The sequence below is a fragment of the Faecalibacterium prausnitzii genome (assembly GCF_003324185.1).
GTDB lineage: Bacteria > Bacillota > Clostridia > Oscillospirales > Ruminococcaceae > Faecalibacterium > Faecalibacterium prausnitzii.
This window is the reverse complement of record NZ_PXUP01000063.1, coordinates 1-1,351: the sequence shown is the minus strand read 5'-3', so window position 1 is coordinate 1,351 and position 1,351 is coordinate 1. Positions and strand designations below refer to the sequence as shown.

At 49.8% G+C, this 1,351-nt stretch carries 2 protein-coding genes; both read right to left on the bottom strand.

Annotation, left to right across the window (positions count from 1 at the left end; all coding sequences use genetic code 11):
* The coding region (locus tag C7J97_RS14670; RefSeq protein ID WP_242983547.1) for a hypothetical protein at positions 1 to 269 on the bottom strand (269 nt) is incomplete at its 3' end.
* A 137-nt stretch (positions 270 to 406) separates the two neighbouring features.
* Entirely contained in the window at positions 407 to 1,291 is an 885-nt protein-coding gene (locus tag C7J97_RS14665; RefSeq protein ID WP_113993387.1) for a ParB N-terminal domain-containing protein, read from the bottom strand.
* Positions 1,292 to 1,351: the final 60 nt, after the last annotated feature.

The following is a 1,351-nucleotide window of genomic DNA, read 5'->3' as shown; positions in this document are numbered from 1 at the left end:
AGCCGGGTACTCCGTAACCAATCCTGACAGGCAGTTGCCGTGTCATTTTTCGAAAACTGTTTTACGGATACCCAGCAAGTGGGAACTTCCTGTTTTTCGTTGTTTGCATGATGAGCTTGTTCTGCCTGCCACGCGGCAAACTCCCTTTGGCCTTCCTCGCTGTTCCAGCAGGCAAGGATGGCCGGGTAGAACGCCCGTGCCAGACGGTCGATGACATCATCGGGGTAAGGGGAAATGTTTGTGGACTTTTTCTTTTTGTTCAAACGCACGCTCCTTTGATCGTCCTACCGTGGCAAAGTCGGGCGAGAAAATCAAAGTTCCAATTTTTATCAGGCGCAAGGGCGCGGAAGTTTTCCACCCTGCACTTGCGGCTGGTGGCTCATTGATGGCTTACAAGTGCCTGTCGTTATGCGATTTCTTTATCGTTCAGCATTTCTTCAAACTGTGCCATATACGCTTTGTGCTGCTTGAGGATTTTTAGCGTTTCAGTTTTGGCGTAGGAATCGTCCGGTAGCTTAGGCAAGTATCTCATCAAAAAATCAAAGTCCTGCTGAATCCGCCGGACAGCGACTTCCAGCGCTGAGTAGTTGATTCCAGAGTAGTGTGAGTAGCTTGACTGCGGAGCCGAACGGTCTTCTGGGTGCAGAATCTCGTGCACGATTTGCTTGCGGTTCGGAAAATCAGCTCTGGCGAGGCGGTGCATATCAGCATCACGGACTTTGAATTGCCCAGACAGAATTTTCTCCTGCATACCGGGCACCATCTGTTCCATAATCTCCACGCCACGCATGAACTTTTCAGACCGGGCAATGTAGGATTCGCTGACATTGTTCCGCTCCGCAATCTGCTTGCGGATGCTCGCTTCCGCAGAGGTGGGAGGAATTGTGTCAATTTGACACAATTCCTCCTGAACAGGTTCTTTGGCAGCAGCCGTATACTGGTTATTGCCATTTCCACCGGGCTTTCGATGTTCCACACTGTACTGCTTTCCAATGAGGAACTTCTTCTGCTCCGGGGTTAAATTGCGCCGCCCCAGCTGATTCTTGCAGATCCAAGCGAGTGCTTCCTCACGGTTTGCAAAGCGGAGCGGCATGGTAGAAAAGCAGATTTCGGGATGTTTCTGAAGAATTGTATAACGGTTGTGACCATCAACAAGGGTGTTATTCCAAACGATCAAAGGAGAGAGCAGCTTGCCCTCTTTCAGGATATTTTCTTCAAGCTGCTTAAATTCATCATCGGTCAGAGGAGGAATCTGAGACTGGAACTCCGGGTCGATTTTCAGATTGATCATACGCACACTCCTTTATCTCTCCTGCTGCGTCTGTTCTTCCTCCCGGAAAAAGGACGCAAC